Annotated in this window: 21 protein-coding genes; 11 read left to right on the top strand and 10 right to left on the bottom strand. The window is 64.5% G+C overall.

The features are described from left to right. Positions 1–63 precede the first annotated feature (63 nt). Positions 64–1455: an oligosaccharide flippase family protein gene (locus DEM26_RS14350; RefSeq protein ID WP_158275130.1), complete on the bottom strand. Its 1392-nt coding sequence runs from the start codon at positions 1453–1455 to the stop codon at positions 64–66. A 198-nt stretch (positions 1456–1653) separates the two neighbouring features. Here DEM26_RS14350 and DEM26_RS14355 point away from each other — a divergent pair, with 198 nt between their 5' ends. The 5 genes from DEM26_RS14355 to DEM26_RS14375 all read left to right on the top strand — a co-directional run bounded on the left by DEM26_RS14355 (position 1654) and on the right by DEM26_RS14375 (position 8587). Next, positions 1654–2892 (top strand): Coenzyme F420 hydrogenase/dehydrogenase, beta subunit C-terminal domain, encoded by a 1239-nt coding sequence (locus DEM26_RS14355; protein WP_109172687.1) that lies wholly within the window; start codon positions 1654–1656, stop codon positions 2890–2892. After that, positions 2889–4052: a polysaccharide pyruvyl transferase family protein gene (locus tag DEM26_RS14360; protein WP_109172688.1), complete on the top strand. Its 1164-nt coding sequence runs from the start codon at positions 2889–2891 to the stop codon at positions 4050–4052. The genes DEM26_RS14355 and DEM26_RS14360 overlap by 4 nt, the downstream gene beginning before the upstream one ends. After that, on the top strand, positions 4049–4912 hold the full coding sequence (locus tag DEM26_RS14365; RefSeq protein WP_233243121.1) for a glycosyltransferase family 2 protein: 864 nt from the start codon (positions 4049–4051) through the stop codon (positions 4910–4912). Before DEM26_RS14360 ends, DEM26_RS14365 begins: the two co-directional genes overlap by 4 nt. Before the next feature lie 133 nt (positions 4913–5045). After that, positions 5046–7187, top strand: a complete 2142-nt coding sequence (locus DEM26_RS14370; RefSeq protein WP_109172689.1) for a right-handed parallel beta-helix repeat-containing protein — start codon at positions 5046–5048, stop codon at positions 7185–7187. After that, positions 7187–8587: an O-antigen ligase family protein gene (locus DEM26_RS14375; protein ID WP_109172690.1), complete on the top strand. Its 1401-nt coding sequence runs from the start codon at positions 7187–7189 to the stop codon at positions 8585–8587. Before DEM26_RS14370 ends, DEM26_RS14375 begins: the two co-directional genes overlap by 1 nt. On the opposite strand, the gene DEM26_RS14380 is transcribed toward DEM26_RS14375, so the two are convergent. The 3 genes from DEM26_RS14380 to DEM26_RS14390 all read right to left on the bottom strand — a co-directional run bounded on the left by DEM26_RS14380 (position 8584) and on the right by DEM26_RS14390 (position 11971). Beyond that, complete coding sequence (locus tag DEM26_RS14380) at positions 8584–9567, bottom strand: glycosyltransferase family 2 protein (RefSeq protein WP_109172691.1); 984 nt, start codon at positions 9565–9567, stop codon at positions 8584–8586. The genes DEM26_RS14375 and DEM26_RS14380 overlap by 4 nt on opposite strands. A gap of 11 nt (positions 9568–9578) precedes the next feature. After that, positions 9579–10139 carry an acetolactate synthase small subunit gene (gene ilvN / locus DEM26_RS14385; RefSeq protein WP_075775634.1) on the bottom strand — a complete coding sequence of 187 codons (561 nt, stop codon included), beginning with the start codon at positions 10137–10139 and terminating at the stop codon, positions 9579–9581. 86 nt (positions 10140–10225) lie between these two features. Beyond that, positions 10226–11971 carry an acetolactate synthase 3 large subunit gene (locus tag DEM26_RS14390; protein WP_088720194.1) on the bottom strand — a complete coding sequence of 582 codons (1746 nt, stop codon included), beginning with the start codon at positions 11969–11971 and terminating at the stop codon, positions 10226–10228. Positions 11972–12520: 549 nt separating this feature from the next. Between DEM26_RS14390 and DEM26_RS14395 the strand changes: the two genes are divergently transcribed. The 4 genes from DEM26_RS14395 to DEM26_RS20400 all read left to right on the top strand — a co-directional run bounded on the left by DEM26_RS14395 (position 12521) and on the right by DEM26_RS20400 (position 15358). Next, entirely contained in the window at positions 12521–13093 is a 573-nt protein-coding gene (locus DEM26_RS14395) for a TRAP transporter small permease subunit (protein ID WP_075775632.1), read from the top strand. Continuing rightward, complete coding sequence (locus tag DEM26_RS14400) at positions 13093–14844, top strand: TRAP transporter large permease (protein WP_109172692.1); 1752 nt, start codon at positions 13093–13095, stop codon at positions 14842–14844. Before DEM26_RS14395 ends, DEM26_RS14400 begins: the two co-directional genes overlap by 1 nt. 76 nt (positions 14845–14920) lie before the next feature. Continuing rightward, positions 14921–15091 carry a hypothetical protein gene (locus tag DEM26_RS20585; protein ID WP_166504604.1) on the top strand — a complete coding sequence of 57 codons (171 nt, stop codon included), beginning with the start codon at positions 14921–14923 and terminating at the stop codon, positions 15089–15091. A 99-nt stretch (positions 15092–15190) separates the two neighbouring features. Continuing rightward, entirely contained in the window at positions 15191–15358 is a 168-nt protein-coding gene (locus DEM26_RS20400; protein WP_157771598.1) for a hypothetical protein, read from the top strand. A 76-nt stretch (positions 15359–15434) separates the two neighbouring features. Here the strand turns inward: DEM26_RS20400 and DEM26_RS14405 are convergent, their stop codons facing one another. From DEM26_RS14405 to DEM26_RS14425, 5 genes are all read right to left on the bottom strand, one after another. Then, a complete protein-coding gene (locus DEM26_RS14405) occupies positions 15435–16547 on the bottom strand; it encodes a TRAP transporter substrate-binding protein (RefSeq protein WP_075775630.1) in 1113 nt (370 codons plus the stop codon). Between the two features lie 292 nt (positions 16548–16839). Further along, a complete protein-coding gene (locus tag DEM26_RS14410) occupies positions 16840–17937 on the bottom strand; it encodes a TRAP transporter substrate-binding protein (protein WP_075775629.1) in 1098 nt (365 codons plus the stop codon). 234 nt (positions 17938–18171) lie between these two features. Continuing rightward, positions 18172–19002 (bottom strand): arginyltransferase, encoded by an 831-nt coding sequence (locus DEM26_RS14415; RefSeq protein ID WP_075775628.1) that lies wholly within the window; start codon positions 19000–19002, stop codon positions 18172–18174. Positions 19003–19141: 139 nt separating this feature from the next. After that, positions 19142–19597 carry a DUF2852 domain-containing protein gene (locus DEM26_RS14420; RefSeq protein WP_075775627.1) on the bottom strand — a complete coding sequence of 152 codons (456 nt, stop codon included), beginning with the start codon at positions 19595–19597 and terminating at the stop codon, positions 19142–19144. 127 nt (positions 19598–19724) lie between these two features. Beyond that, a complete protein-coding gene (locus DEM26_RS14425; protein ID WP_075775626.1) occupies positions 19725–20192 on the bottom strand; it encodes a YbaK/EbsC family protein in 468 nt (155 codons plus the stop codon). Positions 20193–20318: 126 nt separating this feature from the next. On the opposite strand from DEM26_RS14425, the gene DEM26_RS14430 reads away from it, so the two are divergent. Further along, a complete protein-coding gene (locus tag DEM26_RS14430; RefSeq protein ID WP_109172775.1) occupies positions 20319–23093 on the top strand; it encodes a glutamine-synthetase adenylyltransferase in 2775 nt (924 codons plus the stop codon). 15 nt (positions 23094–23108) lie between these two features. Further along, positions 23109–23375: a hypothetical protein gene (locus DEM26_RS14435; RefSeq protein WP_075775741.1), complete on the top strand. Its 267-nt coding sequence runs from the start codon at positions 23109–23111 to the stop codon at positions 23373–23375. An 8-nt stretch (positions 23376–23383) separates the two neighbouring features. On the opposite strand, the gene eda is transcribed toward DEM26_RS14435, so the two are convergent. Continuing rightward, positions 23384–24025 carry a bifunctional 4-hydroxy-2-oxoglutarate aldolase/2-dehydro-3-deoxy-phosphogluconate aldolase gene (gene eda / locus DEM26_RS14440; protein ID WP_088720197.1) on the bottom strand — a complete coding sequence of 214 codons (642 nt, stop codon included), beginning with the start codon at positions 24023–24025 and terminating at the stop codon, positions 23384–23386. Positions 24026–24062 lie beyond the last annotated feature (37 nt).

Here is a 24062-nt window from a genome sequence, read left to right on the forward strand (position 1 = left end):
CTCTTTGGTTTATGGCGCGCGTCATCGGAGAGTGTAGCACGAAAATCGTAAAGAGGCGCGGCGTCAGGCAGTGCCGATCTGCGGGTGTCCGAAATAGGCCCGCAGATGGGACAGGGCGGCAAGTTGCACCGCCATCAGGATCAGCGCGATCGGCCAGATCAGCAGCGTGCCGGGCGCGGCAAGTGTAATCAGCGGGATCGCGACCAGCACGAGTGCGGTCGTCAGCGCAGCGCGGCCAACCTGTGGCAGCGCCATAACCCGCGACAGCCGCCAGAGCGCCACGCCGAGACCGATCGCCTCGCCCGTGACCCCGAGCCAGATCACCGGCACGACCGAGCCGGTCTGGGCAAGCGCCCAACAGCTCAGCGGGAGAACCGCGATCCGGGGCAGGTTCCCCCAAAAACCATTATCGGTCTGCCCCGCCGAGAGCGCGACCGTGCTCGGCCCGTTCTTGATCGCGCGGAGCGCGTTCATAAGCGCGAAGGGGATCAGGAGCGGCAGGAGGCTTGCATATTTCGTCCCCAGAAGGGCGGTGACGACGAACGGTCCGATCAGGACCGTGCCCAGCAGGAGGGTCGATCCGGTGAGGAACATCCCCTCGAATGTCGCCCCGGCAAGCTGGCGATGCGCGAGGGCGTCCGCACGGCCATGTGCGGCCGAGAGTTTCGGTAAAAAGAGGTTCTGCACCGACTTCGCGCCAATCAGCGTGGGCGTCAGCGTTAGTGTCATGCCCATCGCGAAGACCGCCAGCGCCTCCATTCCTGCCAGTCGCCCGACGATGATCTTGTCGCCCTGAAAGACGAGATACATCAGGGCCGCATTGGCCAGAAGCGGCGCGCCGAAACGCAGGTTCGCGCGCATCTCGGCGCGGTCGAGGCGCAGGCGGTAGCGGCGCTCGGCCATCAGGTGCGAGACCAGAACCCCGAGGGCTGCGTGCAGCAGGATCGCCCAAAGCGCCACCTGCCAGTCGTCGAAGAGACGCGAGAGCGGCCAGATTGCGATCAGCGCGGCCAGTGCGGGCAGGGCGCCTGTCAGCAGCATCGGGCGATAGTGGCCCCTGCGCTGGGCGCGGTGGATGTCGAAATGCTGCGCCGCCGTCAGGAGCGGAACCAGCGCGAGCCAGCGATAGGCAGATGCGGCCTCCGGGATCGCGAGGAAGTCGGCGATCGGCCCCGCCAGCACGAACAGCGCCGCCGCCGCGATCACGCCGCGTAATAGCTGGAAACCTTGCAGTGCTGCCTGAAACGCGGGGTCGTCGCCGCGCTTGGACTGTACGATCTGCTGCTGCAGCCCCAGCGTCGAGCCCATCTCGATCACCGCCATCACCATCGCGAAGGTCGCGGCCACGCCGTAATCGGCGACCGGGATCAGCCGCGCGATCACGAGGTTGCGCGCGAGCATCAGCGCCGAGGTGGCGGCGTTCCCGCTGAGGATGAGGATCGCGGTGCGAAGCATGTACTGTCCGATATGGGGCGGGGTTTGGCCGCCCGAGCATGTTTTGCGCCCATAATCCCGCCCCGGGTACTGCTTGGTCAAGCGCGGCATTACGGCTGTGGCCTGACGGCCACGTCAACCGAGGTCTCCGGCGGTGTGCCGCCTTGCCAGATTCCCGGCTTTGCTGTTCAACTTCGTGAAAAAGCAGAGCGGCCGAGCATGAACCATCACAGCCATTTTCCGACACCATCGAGCGATGCGCTCGCGCATGTCGCGGCGGGTGATCTCTGTGCAGGCTGCGGGCTTTGCGCCGGGGTCGCACCGGATGAGATCGCGATGGCGTCTGATGCGCGGGGCTTCCTGCGCCCGGTGCAGAGCGCCGAGATTTCTGCCCGTGCGGAGACGGCCATCGCCGCCTGTTGCCCCGGCTTGGGCCAGAGCGCGCAGCGCGTCGCGGCCGGAGAGGAGCCGCTCTGGGGGCGGTTCATGGAGATGAAAGCGGGCCATGCAACCGACCCGGACCTGCGCCACGCAGGCGCTTCGGGCGGGGCGCTCTCGGCGCTGGCGCTGCATCTGCTGCAATCGGGTCGTGTCGATGCCATCGCCCAGATCGAACCCGACCCCGAAAACCCGATCGGAAACCGGATGCGGCTGAGCACCACGCGCGACGAGGTTCTGGGGGCGGCGGGCTCACGCTATGCGCCCTCGGCGCCGCTGGCGGAATTGTCGAAGCTCATTGACGATGGACGGCGCTTCGCGGTGATCGGGAAGCCTTGCGATGCGGTCGCACTGCGGGCGCTTGTGGCGCGCGATCCGAAACTCGCGCGGACTTTCCCGGTGATCCTGTCCTTCTTCTGCGCGGGCGTTCCCAGCGCGGAGGGCGCGCGGGAGTTGCTGGCGGAGATGGGCGCGCCCGAGGATCAACTGACAGGCCTGCGCTATCGCGGCAATGGCTGGCCGGGCAAGACGGTGGCCACGCTGCATGATGGCTCCACCCGCGAGACGAGCTATCACGCGGCCTGGGGCGGGGTGCTCTCGCGCCATGTCCAGCATCGCTGCAAGATTTGCGCCGATGGCACCGGGGTTGCCGCCGATCTGGTCTGCGCCGATGCGTGGGAAGCCGATGACGAAGGCTATCCGCTGTTCGAGGAGGCGCCGGGGCGCTGCCTGATCGTGGCGCGCACGCGGCTCGGCGCGGACATTCTGAGGGAGGCCGAAGCGGCAGAGGCGGTCGAGACCGCGCCGTTCGATGTGGCGGAACTCGCCGCGATCCAACCCGGTCAGCGCGAACGCCGCCGCGCCCTTTTCGCGCGTCTCGCCGCGCTCAAACTGATGGCCCGTCCGATCCCGCGCTATGAGGGGATGAACCTGCGCGCCTGTGCATTGCAGAACCCGGTCACGCGGAACCTGCGCAACTTCGCAGGCACGATGCGCCGCGTCTGGCGAGGACGGATATGAGCCGCACGCTGCGCGTCTGCCTGATCTTCCACTCGACGCGCTCGGACAATCTTGGCGTTGGCGCGCTGACCGTGTCGGAGATCGCCCTGCTGCGCGATCTGGCCACGAAAGCGGGGCGCGAGATCGCGATTACCGTGCTCGACTGGAAGGACCGGCGCGCGCCCTATGTCGCGGGCGATGACCTGCGGCTGATCGAGGTGGATGGCGCGTTTCTGAAATCGCCCAAAGGGTTGTGGGCCGAAGTTAAGGCAGCCGATCTGGTGATCGACATTGGCGGCGGCGACAGTTTCGCGGACATCTACGGCACCTCGCGGCTGGTGAAGATGTTCTGGATGAAGTTCGCCACCCATCTCGCGGGCACGCCTTTGGTGGTCGCGCCGCAGACCGTGGGGCCGTTCACCAAGGGCTGGTCGAAGCGGCTGGCGCGGATGAGCCTCAACCGTTCGGCTTTGGTGGCGGTGCGCGACGAACGCTCGCGCGCGGCGCTGGACGATCTGGGCTATCGCGGCGCTCCAGTTCTGGCCTCCGATCTGGCGCTGCGGCTGCCTTTTGATCCGCCCGCGCCGGGTGATGGTGGGCCGGTGCGCGTCGGCGTCAATGTCTCGGGGTTGTTGATGGCGGGGGGCTATCACGGGAGCAATGATTTCGGGATGGCGCTGGATTATCCCGCGCTGATCGCGCGCGCGATCGACTGGTTCAAGGGGCAGGGAGTGGAGGTCCATCTGGTCCCGCATGTGATCGTGCCCGAAGGCCCGATGGTGATCGAGGATGACCTGCGCGCCTGTGAGACGCTGGCGGCCGAGCATGATGTGATCTGCGCGCCTGCCTTCGCATGCCCCTCGGAGGCCAAGAGCTATATCGCCGGGCTCGATTTCTTCACCGGGGCGCGGATGCATGCCTGTATCGCGGCATTTTCGGCGGGCGTCGCGGTGGTGCCGCTCGCCTATAGCCGCAAGTTCGCTGGGCTTTTCGGCGCGCTTGGCTACGATCACACGGTCGATGCGACCACGGCGGATGCGGATACGGTGATGGCGGCGCTGGAGCGAGGGTTCGCCAATCGCGAGACGCTGGCCGCAGAGGCGCAATCGGCGCTGGCGCGGGGGATCGACCGGCTCGCCGCCTATGACGCGGCGCTGTTAAACCTGATGAAGGCTCTATGATGGCCCAGGCCGCGATCATCATCCCGCATTTCAACGATGTCACGCGGCTGATGCGCTGCCTGGAAACGCTTTCGCCGCAGCTGGATGCGCGTTGCGAGCTGCTGGTGGTCGACAATGGCTCGACCGATGATCTTGGCCCCGTCCGCGCGGCCTATCCCGACCTTCGGATCGTCACCGAGACCAAGAAGGGCGCGGCAGAGGCCCGCAATCGCGGCGTGGCGGAGACGACGGCGGAGCGGCTGTTCTTCATCGACAGCGATTGCGTGGCCGATCCTGACTGGATCGCGACCGCTTTCGCCGTGGCCGGGCAGGGCGATCTGGTCGGCGGGCATGTCTTCGTCTTCGAAGAGACTCCGCCGCCGCGTTCCGGCGCGGAGGCGTTCGAGACCGTCTTCGCATTCGATTTCCGCCGCTATATCGAGGAGAAAGGCTTCTCCGGCACCGGCAACCTGCTGACCCGGCGCGATGTTTATGAGGCCACCGGCCCCTTCATCGCCGGGCTGTCGGAGGATCTGGACTGGTGCCGTCGGGCGACCGCGAAGGGGTATTCTCTGGTTTATGCAGAAAGGCTGCGCGTGGGCCATCCGTCGCGGCAGGATTGGGCGGCGCTGTCGCGCAAATGGCGGCGCCTGACCGAGGAAGGCTTCGGCGTGAATGGCGCGAGCTTGCCCGCGCGGCTGCGTTGGGGCGCGAAGGCGCTGTTGATGCCGGTGTCGATACTCGCCCATCTGCCGAAGGTCCTGCGCCATCCCGAGCTGAACGGTGCGACCGAGCGTCGCCGCGCGGTGGGGACGCTCGCAAGGCTGCGGCTCGCGCGGATGGGCTGGATGCTGCGGCAGGCGATTTTCGGGCGGCTTTAGCGGCGCGAAGGCCACAAAGGCGACGTGAAAAGTTAAATCTGGGTTAAAGCGCTTGCTGCCTTGATCGCCCTCACGCTAGCGTGACGTCAAGACATCAGAGCCGCAAGAAGCGGCCCGGAACAGGCAGGCAGCGATGGAGCAGATCGCATTCACCACGAGGCATGCGGCCCGCGTCGGATGGCTTGGGCTTTTGGCCGTCGGATTTGTCATGCTCGGCGCATGGCCCGCAATGGCGCGCGATTGGCAGGTCTCGGATACGGAAGCACTCGCGCGGATCGGGGCGAAGCTGGAGCCGGGCGATACGGTCCTGATCGCGCCGGGCGACTATGACGCTCTCGAGCTGCGGGGTATGGCGGGGCGCGAGGATGCGCCGATCACCTTTCGCTCTGCCGATCCGGGCAACCCGGCGGTGATCGCGCGAATGGACCTGCAGGAGGTCAGTCATGTCGTGATCGAGGCGGTGATTTTCGACTATCGTTACGCAGAGGGAGACCGGTCCAACACGCGCCCGTTTCAGGTCTTTACCACGCGCAATCTGACAATCCGCAATGTAGTGTTCGACGGTGACCTCGCGCCGCCCGATCCCGAGTTGATCGAGCAGGGCCCGCTGCCGACTGCTTTCGGCCTCGCCGTGCGCGCCTCGACCGGGATCAGGGTCGAGAGTTCCGAGTTCCGACGCTTCTATCGCGGCGCGATCTTCACCGATTGCACCGATCTGAATCTGGTCGGCAACGATATCCACGACATGCGGATGGACGGGCTGAACTTCGCCCAAATCGAGCGCGCCGAGATCGCGGGCAACCACATTCACGATTTCCATCGCGCGGTCGCGTCCGGCGATCATGCCGACATGATCCAGTTCTGGACCGCTGGGACCGAGCGACCGAGCCGCGACATCGCGATCCGGGGCAATCTGCTCAATTCCGGGGAGGGCGGCTTCACCCAGTCGATCCTGATGCGCAACGAGCTGGTCGATCGCGGCAAGGCCGGGGCGGAGATGTTCTACCGCAACGTCGAGATCAGCGGGAACGTCATCATCAACGCCCATCTGCACGGGATCACTTTGGGGGAGGCGGACGGCGTGAAGATCGCCAACAACACGCTCATCCATGATGTCTATTCCGAGGGCGAGAAACGCGACCCGGTTCTCTGGATCCCGCAGATCCGCGTGGCGCGCGACGCCCGCGCCGTCGAGATCGCCCGCAATGCGGTGAGCGAGATCGCAGGGCCCGCGGGGCAGCCCGACTGGAGGGTACGGGACAACCTGCTGATCCAGGACGTCACGCCGCAGCGGGCGGGCTATTACGACGATATTTTCGTCGCCGCGCGCACCGGTGCGCCGCGTGAGATCGCGAATTACGCCTATCTGCCGAGTGGTCCATTGGCCGGGAGCGGGATCGGTGCGCCGATGCTGGATATCCTCGGCGGTCCGGATGCGTTCCAGCCGGTCATGCGGTTTGCCCGCGGCGAGGGAGGCGGCACGACGCTGCAATTCGATGCGCGCGCGAGTGTGCTTCCCGAAGGCGTGGACCCCGCCGAGGTCGCCTATGAGTGGCAGATCGACGGGCAGACCAGTCTCGATGGTGTGCAGGTGCCGGTGGGCTTCCGAATGCCGGGTCGGCACAAAGTGACCCTCTCGCTCACGCTGCCCGATGGGCGGAGCGCGCAGAGCACCGGCTACGTCATGGTCCGCGACGACCGTATCCTCAGCTACGATCCGCAACTGGGCCGGGTGATCTCGCATGCCGGGTCGCAGCCGAAAGTGCTCGACTCGATCCCGCTCAGCCCCGGCGCATTGGAATTCGGGCTCGGCGGGGGCGCAGTGGTGATCCCGCGCGAGATGGTCGCCCCTCTCTTCGGAGCAGATCGCTTCTCGCTGCATATGAGCCTGCGAGCGATGGGCGATTACAAATCCGCGGGAGAGCTGTTGCGCCTGCATCAATCGCTGATCGTGCGGGTTACCGGGCGCGGTACCTTCGAGGTCGAGTTCTGGCCCGAGAGTGGGCAGCGGCTGTTCCTTCGCACCAAACGCGTGCCGATCTATGACGGAAAATGGCACGACATCACCTTCCGCTACGCCTCGGAGGATAGTCTTTTCGAGGTGCTGGCGGGCGAGGAGGTGATCGGCAAAGGCACCGTCTCGGGGCGGCTCAAGCCGATGGAATATTGGGGCCTTGCGCTGGGCAATCCCTTCGGCAAGGGCAGCTTCCACGGCGAGCTTGAAGCCCTTGATCTGACCGCGAGCCGCCCGGCGGTAAGCGGGGCGATGCGCTGATGCGCGCCGGGGCGATCGGTGGCACCATGCCGGAGCATGCGCGCCCGACACGCCGTGCGGGTGGGCGAAACCGCATTGCCGAGACCGCCGCGCTCGCGACCGCGAAACTGCCGTGGCCGGTGCTGCTGTTCGTGCTGTCGATCCTGCTGCCCTTCAAGTTCAACCTCGGCCCGCTTGCGATCACCGGAAGCCGTCTCGTGCTGATGTTCTTCATCCTGCCCGCCTTCGCGCGGGTCTTCAGCGGGCGCGCGGGGCGGATATTGCCGGTGGACTGGCTGTTCCTGTTCCATGCGCTGTGGCTGTCGGTCGCGCTCGCGGTCAACAACCCGGATCGCGTCATTCAGCAAGCGGGCTCGGTGGGGCTCGAGGTGCTGGGAGGCTACCTGATCGGGCGCGCCTATATCCGCTCGCGCGAGGATTTCGCGGCGCTGGGCAAGGTGCTGATCTGGTCGGTGATGATCCTGACGCCATTTTCGCTATACGAGACCAAGACCGGCACGACCCTGATCCCGACGCTGATCGACAAGCTGCCGGGAATGAGCACGATCACCTACAACTTTCAGGAGCCGCGCTTGGGGCTGGAGCGTGTGCAGGGCCCCTTCGCCCATCCGATCCATTTCGGGCTCTATTGCTCGGTCGTCTTCGCCTTCGCCTTCGTGGCCTTCGACGGGATCAAATCGCTCGGGTGGCGGGTGGTGGCGAGCGGGATGATCCTGCTCAATGGCTTTCTCGCGCTGTCTTCGGGCGCGCTGCTATCGCTGCTGCTGCAACTGGGACTGATCGGCTGGTATATCACCTTCGTGCGGATCGAATGGCGCTGGTGGCTGCTGACGGGGCTCTTCGCTTTCGCCTATGTCACGGTGGACCTGCTGTCGAACCGCTCGCCGATCATGGTGTTTCTCAGCTACGCGACCTTCTCGGCCCATACCGCCTATTGGCGCACGATCATCTTCGAGTGGGGGCTGAAGAATGTCTGGGCCAACCCGGTCTTCGGGATCGGCCTGAACGACTGGGTGCGACCGTGGTACATGTATTCCGGCTCGATGGACAATTTCTGGCTGGTGATGGCGGTGCGCTATGGCATCCCCGGCTTCCTGCTGGTCACGAGCGGCTATGTCTGGGGGCTGTTCAAGGTGATGTTCCGGGATTTCAGCGGCGATACGCGGATGCAGAATTTCCGTCGCTCCTGGGTGTTCACCTTCGCGGGGATGACCTTCACGCTCTGCACCGTCTATGTCTGGGAGTCGATCTACGCCTTCACCTTCTTCCTGTTCGGCGCCGGCATGTGGATGCTGACCGAGGCGGTGAAAGAGCGGGCCGACGCCCCCGAGGACACGGCACGGCCTGAGGCGCGCGCCACCAGCTACACGCGGTTTGCACAGAGTCATCGGCGGGATTAACGGCCGATCTTTGCCCGCGCCTCCGGGCTGAGCGCGGCCAGAACCGGATCGGGCGGTGCCATTCCGAAAAAACCCCGCAACAGGGCCGCGGCTTCCGCTCCATGCCCCTGCGCCCGCAATTGCGCGGCTTTGGCAAGCGACCACGCCGCGCCGCCGATCAGCCCGGCGGGGAAATGGCGGCGCAGGAACATCGCCCGTGCGCGATGCTTGAAATATTGCGAGAACGGCGAGGCGACCGAGCCCATCCGCTGCGAGCCGATCGCCGTGCCCGCAACGTGATGAACGATTGCGCCTTCGCAATAGGAGATCGGCAGATTGCCCCGACGCAGCGCCCAGTCGACCTCCTCGTAATAGAGGAAATAATATTCCGTCAGAGGCCCCGCGCGCTCGAGATGGGCGCGGGTCGCGACAAGGCTCGCGCCGGTGACGAAGTCGATGTGCTCCGGGTCCGGGGCAGGGCTGTCCGCGGGGGCAAACTGGTTCAGGTTATGGGTGATCCCGGTGCGCCGGTCGATCACCCCGCCGTCGATCTGGATCGTATCGGGCGCGTCACCATAGACCACCCGATGCGCGATCATCGCGGCGCCTCGCGGTCCGGGATCATGCGAGGCGAGGGCGGCAGGCGTCTCGGGCGGCACCACGCAATCGGGGTTGAGCAGCCAGAACCGGTCGAGCGCGGGGTTGGCCGCGAGCCGCGCCAGCCCCAGATTGACGCCCGCAGCAAACCCGCCGTTGGCCCCCGCCTCGATCAGCGCGATGCCGTCCTGACCCGCCTCCGCGGCCCCCATCAGATCGGGGACGGCTGAACGGATCACCTCGACCGTGTCATCGGGCGAGGCATTGTCGACTACCACCACATGCAGCGCCACGCCGGTCGCCGCCCGCAGCGAGGCGATGCAGGCCGCGATCACGTCCGAAGACCGATAGGTGACGATGACGACACCCAGAGCAGGATCGGTTGCGGGATGCGGCTCGGCCATGTCGCTCGGGCTCAGGCCCCGCGCGACAGCGCCGCGACCCCGGTGCGGGCCACTTCGGCCAGACCCAGCGGGCGCATCAGATCGGCGAAAGCGTCGATCTTCTCGGGCGTGCCGGTGATCTCGAAGACAAAGCTCTCCAGCGTCGAGTCGACCACATTGGCGCGAAAGATCTCGGCCAGACGCAGCGCTTCGATACGCTTGTCGCCGGTCCCCGCAACCTTGATCAGCGCCAGTTCGCGCTCGACCGGATAGCCCTCGACGGTCAGGTCCTTCACTTCGTGAACCGGCACGATGCGGCCCAGCTGTGCCTTGATCTGGTCGATCACGTTCTCGGTGCCGCGGGTGACGACGGTGATCCGGCTGCGATGGCCCTTATGGTCCACCTCGGCCACGGTCAGGCTGTCGATGTTGTAGCCGCGGCCCGAGAACAGCCCGATCACACGGGCCAGAACCCCGGCCTCGTTATCCACGATCACGGCGAGCGTATGGCTGCGCTCAATCTGATCGTGGCTGTCGCGCAGGTCGTAAGCGGAATGGCTCGAGGAGCCTTTCTTGATTTTCAGAGCGGCCATTGCCTCTCTCCTTTTCCTAGTTCGGACCCGATCTTCGGCTTGGTCCAAATATCCCGGGGGTCCGGGGGCAGAGCCCCCGGCGTCGCTCACACCAGCGCAGCGCCTTCCTTGAAGACATCGGCATCGGCCGCCAGCAGCATCTCGTTATGCGGCTTGCCGGACGGGATCATCGGGAAGCAGTTCTCGTGCTTCTCCACGAGGCAGTCGAACAGCACCGGGCCGTCATGCTTGATCATCTCCATGATCGCATCGTCGAGATCGGCGGGGTCGGAGACCTGCATCCCCTTCCAGCCGAAGCTCTCGGCGAGCTTCACGAAATCGGGCAGGCTTTCGGACCAGCTATGCGAGTAGCGCTCGCCATGCAGCAGTTCCTGCCACTGGCGGACCATGCCCAGACGCTCGTTATTGAGGATGAACTGCTTCACCGGCACGCGGAACTGGGTCGCGGTGCCCATCTCCTGCATGTTCATCAGCCAGCTCGCCTCGCCTGCCACGTTGATCACGAGGCTCTCGGGATGGGCGATCTGCACGCCGATCGAGGCCGGGAAGCCATAGCCCATCGTCCCCAAGCCCCCGGAGGTCATCCAGCGGTTCGGATCCTCGAAGCCGAGGAACTGCGCGGCCCACATCTGGTGCTGACCCACCTCGGTGGTGATGTAGCGATCCATGCCCTTGGTCAGCTCTTCGAGACGCTGCAGCGCATATTGCGGTTTGATCGTCTTTTCCGAGTTGGTGTAGGCGAGGCAGTTCACCTTCTTCCACTCGTCGATCTTCTTCCACCATTTCTCGATCGCGGGCTTGTTCACCTTGCGCCCGCGCGACTTCCAGACCTTGAGCACGTCTTCGAGCACATGGCCGATGTCGCCGAGGATCGGCAGGTCGACGGCGATGATCTTGTTGATCGAGGAGGCGTCGATATCGACATGCACCTTGGTCGATTTCGGCGAGAAGTCCGCCACGCGGCCGGTGATACGGTCGTCGAAGCGCGCGCCGAGGTTGATCATCAGGTCGCAGCCATGCATCGCGAGGTTGGCTTCATAGAGGCCGTGCATGCCGAGCATGCCGAGCCAGTTCTTGCCCGAGGCAGGGTAGGCGCCCAGACCCATCAGCGTCGAGGTGATCGGGAAGCCGGTCGCGTCGACCAGTTCGCGCATCAGCTGGCTCGCGGCAGGGCCCGAATTGATCACGCCACCACCGGTATAGAAGACCGGCTTCTCGGCGGTTTCGATCAGCTCGACCAGCTTGGTGATCGCGTCGAGATCGCCTTTCACCTGCGGCTGGTAATGGTCGACCTTCGCGGCTTTCGGCTCGCAGTAAGTGGCCACCGCGAATTGCACGTCCTTGGGCATGTCGATCAGCACCGGGCCGGGGCGGCCCGAGGTCGCCACGTGGAAAGCCTGATGGATCGTCTCGGAGAGTTTCGCGGGGTCTTTCACCAGCCAGTTATGTTTGGTGCAGGGGCGGGTGATGCCCACCGTGTCGGCCTCCTGGAAACCATCGGTGCCCACGAGGAAGGTCGGCACCTGACCCGACAGCACGATCAGCGGGATCGAGTCCATCAGCGCGTCGGTCAGACCCGTCACCGCATTGGTCGCGCCCGGGCCCGAGGTCACCAGCGCCACGCCCGGCTTGCCGGTCGAACGCGCATAGCCTTCGGCCATGTGGATCGCGGCCTGCTCGTGGCGGACGAGAATGTGACGGATGTCGTTCTGCTGGAAAATCTCGTCATAGATGGGAAGGACCGCGCCGCCGGGATAGCCGAAAATTACCTCGACCCCGTGATCCTTCAGCGCCTGAACCACCATCTTCGCGCCGGTCATCTGCCGTGCCATATGCTCACTCCATCCTTGCGCGAGGGCCACGCCGCCCGCCGCTACCTCTCAAGCGTCCAATCGTCCAATAAAAAGCCCCCGGCTTTGAGGCGGGGGCGCATGGGAACCTTCATGGTCTAACCGTTACCGGCCCATGCGCTTGGCTCCTACGACGACAAGAAGAATCGCATCCATTGCGGATCCCTTTCGGACTGCTTTGCGCGGACATTATGAGCGGGTGCAGGAGGCGTCAATGCCCAAACGCTGAATAAAATGTCGCGAAGGGAGGAAATTTCTTCCCGATTGTTGCGCATCGCGACCTGCGAGTCGCAACTTTGAGAAATCATAAGCGGCGTGCGACGCGGGTGCCGCTAGGTCAGTCGCATCAAAGTGATCCCGTTGACGCTTCGTCAGTCGCCAGGTCGGCGCTGGGGAGCGATGTTTTTAGGTCGATCTGGTCAAGTGAACAGACCAGATAGGGCCTTAATTGCTTGACCTTTCGCCTCCACTCGGCCAATCACGGGCAAAGCCTCGGGCAGGCTTTCGGGACAAAATTAGGGAGGAAGTGAGATGGGCGCTTTGCTGGCCCTTTCACGCGCGATCGACCGGATAAACGAGACCATCGGCAAGGCGGTGTCGTGGCTTATTCTGGTGTCGGTCCTCGTGAGTGCGACCAACGCCATTGTACGCAAAGCCTTCGACATGTCGTCGAACGCTTGGCTGGAATTGCAATGGTATCTTTTCGGCGCGGCGTTTCTGGGCGCTGCCGCATACACGCTCAAGCAAAACGAGCATATCCGCATCGACATCATCTATGGTGCGTTCTCGCGGAAAGTGCAGCACTGGATCGATCTGCTCGGGCATATCTTCTTCCTGATGCCGTTCGTCGTGCTGATGCTGTTCAAGCTGACTCCCTTCGTGATGATCTCGATCCGCTCGGGCGAGATGTCGACGAATTCGGGCGGTCTGATCCTGTGGCCGGCCAAGCTCCTGCTGCTGATCGGTTTCTGGCAGCTGTTCTTCCAGGGCGTGTCCGAGATCATCAAGAAGATCGGCGTGATGCGTGGGTTGATCGCGGATCCCCATGCCGACAGCGCGGGCCATCACGGCCATGATCCCATCGCCGAAGAGGAGGGTCTGTAATGCTCGAGCTTATTGCTCAGAACATGGCCCCGATCATGTTCATCTCGCTGATCGTCTTCCTGCTGATCGGCTATCCTGCGGCCTTCGCGCTCGCGGCCAACGGTCTTTTGTTCTTCGTCATCGGCGTTGAACTGTCGGGCTATTCCGGCGGGACGATCAATCTTGACTGGCCGTTGTTGAATGCGATGCCGCAACGGTTCTACGGGGTCTTGTCGAACGAGACCCTACTTGCCATCCCATTCTTCACATTCATGGGCATCGTGCTCGAGAAATCGGGCATGGCCGAGGATCTCCTCGACACGATCGGTCAGTTGTTCGGTCCGGTGCGCGGCGGTCTCGCCTATGCGGTGATCATCGTGGGCGCGCTTCTGGCGGCGACCACGGGCGTGGTCGCGGCGTCGGTGATCGCTATGGGCCTGATCTCGCTGCCGATCATGTTGCGCTACGGCTATGATCGGAAGGTGGCCACAGGTGTCATTGCGGCGTCTGGGACACTGGCGCAGATCATTCCGCCTTCGCTGGTGCTGATCGTTCTGGCTGACCAGCTGGGCGTTTCGGTGGGTGACATGTACAAGGGCGCGCTGGTCCCCGGTATGGTGCTGACCGGCATCTACCTCGGCTACGTGCTCGTGATGTCGATCATCAAGCCGAAGTCGATGCCGGCCCTGCCGAAAGAGGCGCGTACGCTCGGCTCGGGTGTGATGTCGCTCCTCGTCGCGCTGGCAGGTGCGGTCGCGGTCTTCATCTTCGCCGAGAAGTATTTCGAGGCGAGCGGGTCGAGCGTCAACAACTCCGAGATCCTGGCTGCCGGTGCCGCCGTGATCGTCGTCTATATCGTGGCCTTGCTCGACAAGGCGCTGAAGATCAACCTGATGAGCCGTCTGGCCCAGCAGGTGGTCATCGTGCTGATCCCGCCGCTGGCGCTGATCTTCCTGGTGCTGGGCACGATCTTCCTGGGTGTTGCGACTCCCACCGAAGGCGGCGCCATGGGCGCGGTCGGCGCGCTGGTGCTGTCGGCGGTCAAGAAGCGTCTGACCTTCCCCGTCGTGCGTGACGCGCTGGCGGCGACGACGCGTCTGTCGGCCTTCGTGCTGTTCATCCTGCTGGGCGCGCGGGTCTTCTCGCTCACCTTCTACGGGGTGAACGGGCAGGTCTGGGTCGAGCATCTGCTGACCTCGCTTCCGGGTGGCCAGTTGGGCTTCCTGATCGTGGTGTCGTTCCTTGTGTTCTTCCTCGCCTTCTTCCTCGATTTCTTCGAGCTGGCCTTCATCATCGTGCCGCTTCTGGCGCCTGCCGCGCAGGCGCTGGGGATCGATCTGATCTGGTTCGGCGTGATCCTGGGCGTGAACATGCAGACCTCGTTCATGCACCCGCCCTTCGGCTTCGCGCTGTTCTACCTGCGCTCGGTCGCGGCCAAGGTGCCCTATATCGACAAGGTTACCGGCAAGAAGATGGAGCCGGTGAAGACCTCGCAGATCTACTGGGGCGCCATTCCCTTCGTGTTCATCCAGGTTGCGATGATCGCCATCGTGATCGCCTTCCCGGCCATGGTGATGCACTACAAGGGGCCGCAGGTTGATCTGAAGGACGTCGAGATCAAGCTGCCCCAGATGCCGGGCATGGGCGATGGGGGCGGCCTCGGTGGACTGCCGTCTCTGGCGCCGCTCGGTGGGTCGACCTCTGGTGGGTCAAGCTCGGGAAGCGCGGCTCCGGGCGGGCTGCCCCCGCTTCCCACACCGGGCAGCAACTGATCGACCGTAAAATGAAAGATCGGGGCGGCCTTCAGGGGCCGCCCCTTTTTTATAGAGAGAGAGTGGAGGGCGAGGGATGCGGTATCCTCTTCTGGTGATTTTCGGGGTTTCGTTGCTTGCGCTGGCGGGCTGTGGTGAGACCAAGGAGCAGCGGGCGGCGACGGGCGGCGTGGCCGGTCTCGTCGTGGCGGGCCCTGTCGGAGCGGTCGTCGGGGCCGGGCTAGGTGTGGTGACGCGCAGGAACTGACGAGCAGCCTTTCACGGAGCTTGGGAACCGCGAAAGGCGTCTCGGCGTCTTGTCCTTGAGAAGGTCGCGCGTTGCGGCTGCTATCGAAAGGACGAGAAGATGCGAATTGCGACGATTGTGATGGCGGGCGGCCTGCTGGTTTCGCTCGCGGCCTGTGGAGATACCACCACCGAACGCGCAGCCACTGGCGGCGTCGGCGGGCTTGTCGTGGCCGGACCCGTGGGGGCCGTGGCAGGCGCGACGGCAGGGGCCGCGACCACGAAGTGAGGTCGGGCCGCACCCGGATCGAAAAAGGCCCCGGGGCGCGAACCCCGGGGCCTTCTCGTTTCACGCTGGGCGTGGTTCAGATCTTCAGATTGCCCGCAGCCTGCTGGCGCATCATGAAGTAGTCGAAGTTGAACTCCGACAGCTGCCACCAGCCATAGGCGTCGTTGCGGAAGCTGAACTGGCTGTCGTAGATCTTCTTGAACGCCTCGTTCGAGCTGTTGATCTCGTCGTAGACCTCGTTCGCGGCGTTGAAGCAGGCTTCGAGGATGTCCTGGCTGAACGGACGCAGCTGTGCCCCTTGGCCGAGGAGCTTCTTCAGCGCGGTCGGGTTCTTGTAGTCATAGGACGCCATCATATCCGAGTTCGCCGCCTGCGTCGCTGCCTGCAGTGCGACCTTGTAGGCCTCGGGCAGTTGCTCGTAAGCGTTCTTGTTGAACATGGCGTGCAGACAGGCGCCGCCTTCCCACCAGCCGGGATAGTAGTAATAGGGTGCGACCTTGTAGAAGCCGAGCTTCTCGTCGTCATAGGGGCCGACCCATTCGGTGGCGTCGATCGTGCCTTTCTCGAGCGACGGGTAGATGTCGCCGCCGGCGATCTGCTGCGGCACGACGCCGAGCTTCTCCACGACCTTGCCGCCGAAGCCGCCGATCCGCATCTTGATGCCCTTGAGGTCTTCGGGCGTGTTGATCTCCTTGCGGAACCAGCCGCCCATCTGGGCGCCGGTGTTGCCACAGGGGAATGCGGTGATGCCGTAGTTCGCGTAGAACTCGTTCATCAGGTCGTTGCCGCCGCCATAGTAGAACCAGGCGTTCTGCATGCGCATGTTCAGGCCGAACGGCACTGCGGTTGCGAAGGCGAAGGTCGGATCCTTACCCCAGTAGTAGTAGGACGCGGTGTGGCAAGCCTCGACGGTGCCGTTCGACACCGAATCCATGGCCTGCAGGCCGGGCACGATTTCGCCCGCCGCGAAGACCTGAATGTTGAATTTCCCGTCCGTCATTCCCTTGACGTAATTCGCCATCGTCTCGGCGGCGCCGTAGATCGTGTCGAGCGATTTGGGGAAAGACGAGGTCATGCGCCACGTCACGGTAGGGGTTTCTTGCGCGATAGCAGGTGCGGCGAGTGCGCTACTGGCAGCTGCGGCTGCCCCGCCAAGCGCACCTTTGCGCAGGAAAGAACGACGATCCATATGGTTTCCTCCCAAGTCGTGGATGTCTGTCAATTTTTCTGACCACACTGCTCCATTGATGGCGTTCCCTCCGGTGTGGACATTGCGGTCACTTTACTTGACCGGTTCCGGGTGTAAACCGGGCATCACGCAATTTTATGTCGTGTGTGGTCACAGTTCTGAAACCATGCTGCAATGTAGCATTGCACGCGCAGAATGTCCGCCCGGCGCCTGGTCTCGTGCAGGTATAGAAAAAGCCCCAGCGCGCAGCGCGCCGGGGCTTCGGTTCTCTGGCTTGACCAGTTTGGGCGGCTTACAGCTCGCCCTTGTTGGCTTCGCTCATCATGAAGTAATCGTAGTTGAACTCGGCCAGCTGCTCCCAGGTGAACCAGTCCTTGCGGAAGTCCTTGATCGAACCCCAGATCTTCGCGAATTCGGGGTTGTTCGCTTCCATCTCCGAATAGACCTCGTTGGCCGCCTTGAAGCAGGCCTGCATGATCTCCGGCGAGAAGGCGCGCAGCTGGGTGCCGTTGGCGACCAGGGTCTTGAGCGCCTTCGGGTTCTTCATGTCGTATTTCTGCAGCATGTCCGCATCGGCGGCCTGAGCGGCGGTGTGGAGAAGTTGCTGATACTGCTTCGGCAGGCCTTCCATCTTTTCTTTCGAGAACATGAAGTGGACCGTCGGGCCACCTTCCCACCAGCCGGGGTAGTAGTAGTAGGGCGCGACTTTATAGAAGCCGAGCTTCTCGTCATCGTAGGGGCCGACCCATTCGGTCGCGTCGATCGTGCCTTTTTCGAGCGCCGGGTAGATGTCACCGCCGGCGATCTGCTGCGGCACGAGGCCGAGCTTTTCCATCACCTTGCCCGCGAAGCCACCAACGCGCATCTTGAGGCCCTTGAGATCCTCGACCGTCGAGATCTCCTTGCGGAACCAGCCGCCCATCTGTGCGCCGGTGTTGCCGCCCGGCAGACCGTAGAGGCCCTGCTTGCCGAGGAACTCGTTATAGAGCTCGATACCGCCGCCGTGGTAGTGCCACGCGTTCATGCCGCGCGCGTTGAGCGAGAACGGCACTGCCGCGCCGAGCGCCCAGGTCGGATCCTTGCCCCAGAAGTAGTAACCCACGGTATGGCAGGCTTCGACCGTGCCGTTCATCACAGCATCTGCGACCTGAAGACCGGGGACGATCTCGCCTGCGGCGAAGACCTGGATCTTGAAGTTGCCGTCCGAGGCTTCCTCGACCATCTTCGACAGGACTTCCGAGCCGCCATAGATCGTGTCGAGCGACTTCGGGAAGGACGAGGCGAGACGCCAGGTGATCTGCGGGTTGCTTTGTGCGATCGCGGGGGCTGCCAGCGTGCTCGCAGCCGCACCACCCAGCGCGGCTTTCGTCAGAAAGGAACGACGGTCCATTTAGGATCCTCCCATTATTGCTCCGTTGCGCGAGGACGCGCCTCGCCACCCACCTCGTATCCTCCGTGGCGGGTCTGCCGGGACCGTTTCACCACAGGCCGGGAGTGTCCAGAGTTCACGCGCGCGTAATCAACGGAAGTCGTGGAAAAGTTTTAAAAAAATCATTTGACATACGGCGAGTGCCGAACGGTTGAGCAGTCGTCTGCGAGAGCGTCGGCGGCGCGTGGTGGTGGCTCAACTGTTGCGTGTGTCGGGGAGCTGGATTCGCGCGACCTGTTCTGCGATCGGCGGCACCGAGAGCGGATGCGTCTCGGTCTCGTGCTTGGCGGGATCACCGATATCGGTCCACTTGCCGCCCTTGTAGATCTCGAGCGCGGAGAAGTTCGCCTTGTAGTTCATCTTAGGCGAGCCAGGTACCCAATAGCCCAGATATACGTAAGGAAGGCCCACGCGCTTCGCGATCTCGACATGGTCGAGAATGAGGTATGTCCCGAGGGAGTCGCGGATGCGTTCAGGCTCGTAGAAGGAATAGACCATCGACAGCCCGTCATCGAGCACATCGGTCAGGCAGGTCGCGATCAGCGCGCGCATGCTGTCGGGAGTGGCCGCGGTCTCGCGATATTCGATGACCCGCGATTTCACGGGCGTCTCCTCGATCATCGCAGCGAATTCGAAGATATCCATGTCGGCCATGCCGCCATCGGCGTGGCGCGCATCGAGATAGCGGCGGAACAGGGCGAATTGCTCTTCTGTCGCCCAGGGAGACGTCGCGGTGCGCCGCAGGTCGCCGTTCTTCTTCATCACCCGGCGCTGCGATTTCGACAGTTTGAAATCGGCGACCCGTATGCGGGCCGACAGGCACGCGGTGCAATCGGCGCAGGACGGCCGATAGAGCACGTTCTGTGACCGGCGAAAGCCTTGGCGCGACAGCGCGTTGTTGAGCTTCTCGGCGGACTCGCCCTGCAAGGCGGTGAACAGTTTTCGTTCCGACCTGCCGTCCAGATAGGGGCAGGGCTGCGGCGCGGTTACATAGAACTGCGGTGCAAGCGGAAGCGAATGGCGCATCAAAAGCCTCGTTGGGGAGGGGTGGCGGCAGGCTAGCAAAGGAGCGCTCACCCGCCAAGTGTTTCATGGTGACGACATAGAAAGCGCCCCGGTCAGGTCAACCGGGGCGCTGAATTCGCGTCGCGAACTGTCTATATGGTTAGGCTTTCGCCTCTTCGGAGGTGTTCTCCGACTGGGCCGCTTCCTTGGCGCGCTCTTCCATGTACTGGTCGAACTCTGCCTTGTCGCGGGCTTCGCGCAGACGGCCGAGGAACTCTTCGAATTCCTGCTGTTCGCGCTGCAGTCGCTCGAGCGTGTCGGCCTTGTAGGCGTCGAACGCGGCGTTGCCGGTCGAGCGCGAAACATGGACGCCACCGGCGCCGTAGCAGCCGAAGCCGCGTTTCTGCACCGCCTGACCCGTGCGCCAGCGACGCCCGAAGCGGCCGGTGAACAAGATGAAGGCGAGAATGACGAGGCCGAGGGGGCCTGCGAAGATGAAGCCGGCCACCATCAGCGCGATCCAGGCGCCGGGGCCGTTCCCATCCATCCAGTTAACGGCGCGGGTAAACCAGTTACCAACCGCGACGGGCATGGAGTTGGTGGAATAGGCGGACATTGGAACCTCCGGGTTGAGTATGTGAATTCCTTTCACATCTCCAAGATCGGAAGTCGGACCGTGTCTTGCAAGGGGGGATGTAAACGATTTTTACATTTTTGCCGCAAGGCACCGAAATTGCTTTGTTTTATTCGGTGAAATCGGCCCGTTTCGCGCCGCTGATCCGTTCCAGGTCGGCCGGGGCGATGGCAAAAACGTGCCGAGGCGTGCCCGCTGCGGCCCAGACGGTATCGAAATCGAACAGCCGGGGGTCGAGGAAAGCCGTTACCGGCCCGACATGCCCCAGCGGCGCGACGCCGCCGATCGCGAAGCCGGTCTCCGCGCGGATCAGCCCCGCGTCTGCCTTGCCCAAGGGCTGGCCCGCGACAGCGCTCGCCTTCTCGGCGCTCACCCGGTTGCCGCCTGCGGTGATGAAGAGCACGACATGGCCGCTGTCTTCTCCGCGAAAGATGATGGATTTCGCGATCTGATCGACCTCGCAGCCCACCGCCTGCGCCGCCATCTCGGCAGTTCGGGCCTCGCCCGGTTCGGTGATCTCGAAAGGTGCGCCTGCGGCTTCGAGGGCGGCACGAACGCGTTTCAGGGATTTGCTCATGGCGAGGCTCCGGACGGTCTGCGGTCAGGGCGCGGATGCGCCCCGGGGCGGGGTGTAGTTATGGCCAGATGGCGCGTGACAGCAATCCCCATTGACCGGCTGGCCGCGCAGGGTAAGCATGGCGCCATGCCGTTTGCCTCGCGTCTCACCCGTTCGCCCCTGCCTTTCGAGCCCGACCGCGCCGCCGAGGCCGAAGAGCTGTTTTCCGATCTCGCGCCGGAGTTGCGCGAATTGTTAGGGGGCACGGCGGGTTGCAGCCCATATCTCAAAGGCCTGATGGAGAAAGAGGCCGAGTGGCTGCGGTCTGCGATTTCAGTCAATCCGGAAGCTGCGCTGGCCGATGAATTCGCGCGGATCACGCCCGTCAGCCTCGCCGATCTACCGAGCGAACTGCGCCGGGCGAAGCGGCGGGTCGCGCTGCTCGCGGGACTGGCCGATCTCGGTGGCGTCTGGTGTCTCGAGGAAGTGACCGGCGCCTTGACGCGGCTTGCCGATATCGCGGTCGATCTCGCGATGAAGCGGCTGGTGGCCGAGGAAATCCGCCGCGGCAAGATACCCGGTGCGAGCGACGATGATGTCGAGAGCGCCGCCGGGATGGTCGCGCTCGCGATGGGCAAGATGGGGGCAGGGGAGCTGAACTACTCCTCCGATATCGACCTGATCTGCCTTTTCGATGAAAGCCGGTACGACCCCGATGACGCGATGGAGGCGCGCAGCGCACTGATCCGGGCGACGCGCAAGATGGCGGCGATGCTAAACGATCGCACGTCCGAGGGTTACGTCTTTCGCACCGACCTGCGCCTGCGCCCCGATGCCGCCGTCACGCCGGTCTGCATCTCGATGGGATCGGCGGAGCTCTATTACGAGGCCGAAGGCCGGACATGGGAGCGCGCGGCCTATATCAAGGCACGTCCCTGCGCGGGGGATCTCGCGGCGGGGGATCAGTTCCTTGAACGCCTGCGGCCTTTCGTCTGGCGCAAGCATCTCGATTTCGCGGCGATTCAGGACGCCCACGACATGCGCCTGCGTATCCGCGAGCATAAGGGGCTGCACGGTCCGATCGAGGTGGCGGGCCACAATATCAAGCTCGGTCAGGGCGGCATCCGCGAGATCGAGTTCTTCACCCAGACCCGGCAACTGATCGCAGGCGGGCGCGACGAGACGCTGCGCGACCGGACCACGGTGGGCGGGCTGCGTGCGCTCGCCGCGAAGACTTGGGTGGCCGAGGATGTCGCGGAGGAACTGATCGGTCATTACCGCGAGCATCGCGAGATCGAGCACCGTCTGCAGATGGTGGGCGACGCCCAGACCCAGATTCTGCCCGGCAATGAAGAAGGGCTCGCCCGGATCGCCGCTATGATGGGCGAGGGCGATGTGGCTCGCTGGCGCGATCGGCTGCGCGACCGGTTGGAGCGGGTCGAAAGCCTGACGAATGATTTCTTCGCCCCCGATGCCGCCGCCGAGCGCCCCGAACTGAGCGACGCCGCGCGTGAGATCGTCGAGGGCTGGACGGGCTATCCGGCGCTCCGATCCGAACGGGGGCGCGCGATCTTCAAGCGGCTAGAGCCGGAACTGCTCGACCGGATGCGGCGCGCAGCAAACATGGAGGAAGCACTCACCCAGTTCGACGGCTTCCTCAAGGGGCTGCCCGCGGGCGTGCAGCTGTTCTCTCTGTTCGAAGCCAATCCGCAACTGGTCGATCTCATCGTCGACATCTGCGCCACGGCGCCGGGGCTCGCGAGCTACCTGTCGCGCAATGCCGGGGTGCTGGACGCGGTTCTCGGCGGCTCGTTCTTCGCGCCCTGGCCGGGAAAATCTGCGCTGGAAGCCGATCTCGCCCGGCTGATGGAGCGCGCCGACGATTACGAGGCCGCGTTGATTGCGGCGCGGCGCTGGGCGAAGGAATGGAAATTCCGCGTGGGCGTGCATCATCTGCGCGGTCTCGTCGATGCGTCAGAAGCCGCGGGCCAATATGCAGATGTGGCTGGCGCGGTGCTGGGCGCGCTCTGGCCGGTCGTGCAGGGCGAATTCGCGCGCCGCTACGGGTCATGCCCGGGCAAGGGGGCGGTAGTTCTGGGCATGGGTAGCCTCGGGGCCGAGCGGCTGAATGCGCAATCCGATCTCGATCTGATTGTGATCTATGACGCCGATGGGGAGGAGTTCTCGGATGGCAAGAAGCCACTTGCCTCAAGGGCTTACTATGCGAAGCTCACGCAGGCGCTGATCACCGCGCTCAGCGCGCCGATGCCGGAAGGGACGCTCTACGAGGTGGATATGCGGCTGCGCCCCTCGGGCAAGCAGGGGCCTGTCGCGACCTCGGTACAAAGCTTCGATAGCTACCAAATGGAGGAGGCCTGGACCTGGGAGCATCTGGCGCTCACCCGGGCGCGCCCGGTCGCCGGCAGCGCCGATCTGGCCGACCGGGTCGAGGCGATCCGGCTGAAGGTTCTACAGGCGAAAGGCGGCGGCGCCGAGGTGCTGCGCGATCTGGCGCAGATGCGGGCGCGGATCTTCGCGGCCAAGGCTCCCGATGGCGATTGGGAGGCGAAGGTCGGCCCCGGACGGCTGCAGGATATCGAACTGCTCGCGCAGAGTTTTGCGCTCCGCGCGGGCGTCCCGGCGCGCAAGGTCGAAGCGCAACTGCGCGCAGGCCCCCGCGGCGGGTTCGTGACCCGCGAAGAGGGTGAGGCGCTTGCCTCGGCCTATCGTCTGCTGTGGCGGTTGCAGGCAGGCGGGCGCTTGCTGAGCGAGAAGCCCTTGGATATGGCGGCGATCGGAGAAGGCGGCCGCGCTTTCCTGTTGCGCGAGACGGGGCTGGATGATCTCGATGCTCTGGCGGCGCGTCTGAGCGAGGTCACGACCGAGACAGCCGCCATCGTGGACAGGGCTCTGGAGGGCTGAATGGCGCGCAAACTTATGGAATTGAGCGAGGCGGACCCGAAAGGGCTGATCCGCGAGAGCTTCAAGATCGACGGGATCACTATGGAAGAGTGCCGCTCGATCTTCATGGACTGGGCGTTGAGCCTCGGGCCGGGGATGGATGCGAGCGAAGCGATGCGCACCGTGCTCGCGGCGTATCAGGCGCCGCCCGAGCACCCGATGACCCGGGTGCTCGAAGAAGGTCTGACCCGCGAAAGCGCCCCGCCGATGCGGCGCGGCGGCTGGCGGGCGCGTCGTCCCTAGCAGGGTGATTAGCGCGGCAGCGCCGCCGCCTCGCGCGCAAGCGCTTCGATCCCGGCCCAGTCGCCCGATTGCACCATTGCATCGGGCGCGACCCAGGAGCCGCCTGCGCAAAGAACGTTGGGCAGGCTCAGGTAATCATTGGCGTTCTTCATGCTGACGCCGCCCGTCGGGCAGAAGCTGACCTGCGGGATCGGGGCCCCGATCGCCTTCAGCGCAGGCGCGCCGCCCGAAGCTTCCGCCGGGAAGAACTTCAGCACGTCGTAACCCATCTCGAGAAGCTTCATCACTTCGGATGCAGTGGCCGCACCGGGCAGCAGCGGCAGGCCTTCATCTTCGCAGGCCTTCACCAGCGTTTCGGTCGCGCCGGGCGACACGCCGAATTTCGCGCCCGCGGCCTTCGCGGCTTTCACATCGGCGGGGGTCAAGAGCGTCCCCGCGCCGACCACGCCGCCTTCGACATCGGCCATGGCGCGGATCGCGTCGAGCGCGCAGGGCGTGCGCAGCGTCACCTCCAGCGCGGGCAGGCCGCCCGCGACGAGCGCTTTGGCCAGCGGCGCGGCATGAGACACGTCCTTCACCACGATCACCGGCACGATCGGGGCCAGTTCGCAGATCTTGCGGGCGGATGCGGATTGTTCACTCGGGGTCATCGGATCACTCCAGTCTGGGTCGCCCATGCGGGCGGAG

Origin of the sequence: Thioclava sp. NG1, from assembly GCF_003122275.1 — a bacterium.
Lineage (GTDB): Bacteria > Pseudomonadota > Alphaproteobacteria > Rhodobacterales > Rhodobacteraceae > Thioclava > Thioclava nitratireducens.